This window comes from Microbulbifer okhotskensis, from assembly GCF_023895975.1.
In the GTDB taxonomy this organism is placed as follows: domain Bacteria; phylum Pseudomonadota; class Gammaproteobacteria; order Pseudomonadales; family Cellvibrionaceae; genus Microbulbifer; species Microbulbifer okhotskensis.
On record NZ_JALBWM010000186.1, the window covers coordinates 1 to 4,424 of the forward strand.

Annotated in this window: 6 protein-coding genes; all 6 read right to left on the bottom strand. The window is 54.1% G+C overall.

Annotated elements, in window-relative coordinates; all coding sequences use genetic code 11:
• Positions 1 to 436 (bottom strand): hypothetical protein (locus MO867_RS20675; RefSeq protein ID WP_252472631.1); only part of this gene is annotated, 436 nt, incomplete at its 3' end.
• Positions 423 to 638, bottom strand: coding sequence for a hypothetical protein (locus tag MO867_RS20680; protein WP_252472632.1), 216 nt, complete (start codon positions 636 to 638; stop codon positions 423 to 425). The genes MO867_RS20675 and MO867_RS20680, both read right to left, overlap by 14 nt.
• Positions 635 to 871: a hypothetical protein gene (locus MO867_RS20685; RefSeq protein ID WP_252472633.1), complete on the bottom strand. Its 237-nt coding sequence runs from the start codon at positions 869 to 871 to the stop codon at positions 635 to 637. Before MO867_RS20685 ends, MO867_RS20680 begins: the two co-directional genes overlap by 4 nt.
• A 12-nt stretch (positions 872 to 883) precedes the next feature.
• Complete coding sequence (locus MO867_RS20690; protein ID WP_252472634.1) at positions 884 to 1,696, bottom strand: phage/gene transfer agent baseplate hub protein; 813 nt, start codon at positions 1,694 to 1,696, stop codon at positions 884 to 886.
• A complete protein-coding gene (locus MO867_RS20695) occupies positions 1,686 to 3,383 on the bottom strand; it encodes a hypothetical protein (protein WP_252472635.1) in 1,698 nt (565 codons plus the stop codon). Before MO867_RS20695 ends, MO867_RS20690 begins: the two co-directional genes overlap by 11 nt.
• Before the next feature lie 2 nt (positions 3,384 to 3,385).
• Complete coding sequence (locus tag MO867_RS20700) at positions 3,386 to 4,333, bottom strand: hypothetical protein (RefSeq protein ID WP_252472637.1); 948 nt, start codon at positions 4,331 to 4,333, stop codon at positions 3,386 to 3,388.
• Positions 4,334 to 4,424: the final 91 nt, after the last annotated feature.

The window sequence follows — 4,424 nt, forward strand, 5'->3', positions numbered from 1 at the left end:
CGTCTAACAGGATCTTGGCTTTATCTGCATACCAGACGTCACCATCCCAGCCTTTTAGTGCGCGCCGCCAACGAAAAGTCCAGGGCTTTGGATAGGGGTTGCTGACGCTGATCATGCCGTCATAAAACAAGGTGCAACAGCGGCGAAAGGCCGGCACCAGGCCGCCGAGCATCGCCTGGAGTTTTGAGTTTACTGGCTGATCCGCCTCACCCATCATTACATCCAGGGTGCCTTGGATGCCGCCTTCGCGCTCTTTGCCTCCGAATAGATCTGGCTCATCAATGTAGACTTCCTGGCTGCTGGTTACCGAGCCCTGCCAGGCAGTAAGGCCACCGACCTGAACCTCCACCATTTCATCGTTTTCACTACCGCTGATGCCCATGTGCAGACCAAAGTAATAAGCAATTACACGGGGTTTACTGCTACTGCCTCCCATCTTCATCCTCCTTGCGCGCTGCGTCGATTACCCGCTGGGCCAGTGCGTCACCAGTGGCGGCAAGGGTTTCCGTGGTAATGCGCCCACGGCGCAGATCTGCCATCTCTATTTTGTGATGGGCAAACCAGGGCCGCGCGCCGGTTATACAAAGCCCAGCCAAGTGGATATGGTGCGGCTTTATCACCAGTTTTTTGCGGCTCACTTTTTGCCTCCGCTGTCGAGTTTCAGCTGGCGGGTGCGGTAATTGCCAACACCCAGCACCATCCAGCTACTCACCCAACAATCACCGAAAATTATGGCGCGGCGGGTGCCTTCGTCGGGGGTAGGAAAATCCCAATCGGTGAGTGCTGCCGGTTTGGGTTTGGGGGGGGTATTGAGTGCTGCCGATACGTAGGCGGCGACGATCATCACTGCAATCTGGATTAGAAAATTCACAGTTTTGCCCTCTTAAAAAACCGGGTTCCCATCGAATGGGGATATGCCAGGGAGTCCGGGCACTGCGCCGCAGTTTTCGCTGTTATTAAATTTTTCATCGCACACCGATATCACCCGCGCACATCCTGGATAGGCGCGGAGGTCCAGCCCTGGTACCAAGTCAAGACTGCCTCCTAACAATGTAATATTGGTGCCACTGTGACTGTCGATACCGCGTTGCTCCAGAATGCCGCTGGGGGCGAGCCACTCGACAAATCCACCATTAAAATGGCCATCGCTGAAAGCGGCAAATTCCGAGGCCACCAGAGTGAGGCCCGTCACTTCTGCAAGCACAGCATCTACGCGGTGCAGCTCTTTATTCACGCCGCAGTCGTCGCCATATAGCGTGTGCGGGCAGTTTCTCCCCCAGGTTAAACGCAACCCGGTGGTATCCCTGGAAGACAGTGGCGCGCATACGAGATTGAGCTGATCGCGGCGGCGGGTCACATCGGCAATTTCTCCTACCCACACCACCAGGGCGTCGTCTTCACCCAGGTGTTTGTCATACACGGTAACGCTGACCGGGATAGAGGGCGGGTAAACCTGGTAGAGGCTAACCAGGGCAAAATCCAGCGGCGCGGTAATGGTGAGCAAGTCGGCGCTGGCCTCGCCGGTTTGGCGGATACCATCGTCGGAAATACCGGGGCAACTGATATAAGTTTGTAGGTTGTGGGCTACACCCAGTTGAGCATTGGTGTACTGCCAGCGCTGCGAACCCAGGACAAATTCATACAGGCGCACCGGCAGTCCATCGGCGATAGAAATCTCGCGGCTGTTAAAGCTCATCGCGCACTCCTCGGAATAGAATTTGGGCTGAGGCTGCGCCCTCAATATCGGTGATATGGTTCAGTTCCATCCGGTCGCTATCGGCCCGCACCAGGGCCATAAAACTGATGCGACGTACTTCTGCGGGATCGAAGGCGCGATCCAGTGGACTATCGAGGGCGAGACGTTCGATCTGACTATCCACTTCTGCACAATCGGTAATGCGTCGATACCAGGTGGTTCCATCATGTAGTTCGATACGCAAATCACGGCGGCCTTCCGACAATGCAGCCAGGCGCACGTAGTTAACCTGGGCGATATCCAGGCTACTGCTATTGATCGCAAGTGGCTCCAACAGCTGCAGATCTTCCATCCAGGTGGGCAACCATACTGATTTTTGACGGCCGCAAAGCGTATATATAAAGCTACGCAGTGCGGCACGCTCCTCAGCGCCGAAGGTTAACCAGCGGTGGGATTGGAGTGAAAACCCCAGTTCTATGGGCTCATTGATCGCGGGGTTACTGATGCCGTTATCAATGGAATCCAGCAGGCGAATATAGGCGCTGCTTAGGTCATTACTCTCCGCCGCTGGAACTTCCAGCACCGGCCATCCCCGGTAACTGGGTAAAGAATCGGTGGGCCAGCTTGTGGGCTCCTCCAGCAAAAATTCCACTTCGGTGCGCACTGTCGAACCGGAACGCTTTTGCATTTGCGGCTGGGTCACCAAGCGCGCGTTGCGCATGGGATATAGGCGGGTACCCTGGGGCCAGTCACCCTGTATCGGGTCAGCTAATAGCAATCGATCAGATTGGACTGCCTCTACATTAATCACTTCGTACTGGCTGGCGTTTTCCCCCAAAAGCAATGCGGTTTCACCGGCGGCAAAATCGCGGTATTCCGTAGTGCAGATAATTTCCTCGCTGCCTACCGCCACCGCTGGCAGCAGCTGTACATCGTGCCAAATTGGCAGAGCAAAAACCCGTGAGCCCCAGCCGAATAAAGCCAGGTCCAGGCGGGTGCGGTCAATCCCTTCGGCCAGAGTCTGAAAGCTGTAAAAGCGCCGGGGGAATTCCCGCAATGCACGGCGCTGTTCCACAGCGGTACGGCTGCGCAAAATATCGGTGAGCCACTCCAACATCTCATGCACGCCCTGGCTCCAATCCGGGGCGAAAGGCCAAGCGATCACCCGATTGCCGGAAATTGGTAACAGGGCCAAATCTCCATTAGCAAATTGCCAGGTGATTTCGGCACTGATTGTGGCGGGGCCATCAGTCAAAACCTGCAGATCCCACACCCGCTCCTGTAGTGCGCTAAATACCAGGGGCGGATTGGATTGCCCGGCTATAGTGATGCCTTCGGCATTTTCACTGCTTAAATCTGTCAGTGTGCGCGGTTCCAGGTAGGCATTCCAGACGGTGACCTGGTGGGTTTGCGCGGAGGAGATATTGCCCACCTCCAGGCTGGTGGGGCTGATATGGATTTGGTGATAAAAGTCATCGGCAAAGCCGCTAGTCTTGGTACCGGAAAGATTGCGTCGGGGAGCGTCAAATTGGGTGCGATTGATAGTGCCGCTTTTACCTGGAGAAATAACCGAGACCGCGCGCTCCTCATGCAGTGCATCCCCCAAGGTATCCAGAGGCACCATATTGAGGTGGTCGGTAGCCCAGTTTTGCGACTGGCCTTGAAAAAATCCGCTTAATTGAGCCACGGTTAAGGCCCGTCATAGCGCACAGCAACGCCGAGTACGCCCGTAGAAGTGGTGCCTCCTGAATACCCCGGAGAACTGCCATTGGGGTTATCAGAGTCTTTGCGATGCCAGGGGAATACCTTCCACCGATCACTGCCCACGGTGAGAATATCGCCAGGATTGTAGTTGGTGAGTTTGACAAAGCGGACGTGGCCCACATGGCCAATAGCCATATAGTGACCATCGGTATTCTGCAAAAACAAATTAAATGGGGTTAATACGGTCTGGCCATTAAAGCTATTCGGGTTGTTCTTGTGGATAGGGGTAAATATTGTCGGTCCGTGTACTGCATTTAAGTCAGTCTTATCATTAGCCGAATAGGTAGACTCCCAAATATAACCGCGCAACTCGCAATGCAAATAACTGGTTTTACTGATGTGGTTATTGCTATCCCATGCCCTGCCGTCTTTTTGTGTCCAAAAAAGACCGCACTCACGCGCTGCAGCGCCTCCCCAATAGGAATAGCTGCCCCCGTCCACTAAGGAGTAGCAGGCACTGTTAGCATTATTCGAGCTGTGCTGACCGTGGAACCACTGGCCGCCGGACCAGTTGCCTGTTTTTTCCAACGCGCCAAAGCCGAGATGAAAATGATCGGTAACGCCGGATACCATTGTCACCCAGAGTGTATCTGGATTATTAAATGCGACGACATGGTAGATGGCGTTAGTAGGCCAAGTATCGGAGTCAAAGGCGATACGACTGTACCTTGGACAAGCATCTGGGTCTGAATCTACCCCATTGCGAAGCCCCGTGATTTGCAGTTCGTCGTCACTGTTAGCGGTGAGCTGGATATGAGCATCATCTTTCTGTAAAAGACTACCGTTTAAAGTCCAGCCATTGTTTTGCGCAAAGCTCTGTATCACTGCCAGTAGATCTGTAGCGGAATTCACAGTACCAGTCTCGTAAGCCATGATTATTGTGTCCTCATGCAGTAATAATCATTTAACCCGGTTGAGGCGCCATCACTAAATACAGTGTGGGTTTCTGACTCTATCGAGACGG

Coding starts and splice junctions, on each gene's coding strand:
- MO867_RS20700 (WP_252472637.1), bottom strand. CDS start 4,333: ATGGCTTACGAGACTGGTACTGTGAATTCCGCTACAGATCTACTGGCA.
- MO867_RS20690 (WP_252472634.1), bottom strand. CDS start 1,696: ATGAGCTTTAACAGCCGCGAGATTTCTATCGCCGATGGACTGCCGGTG.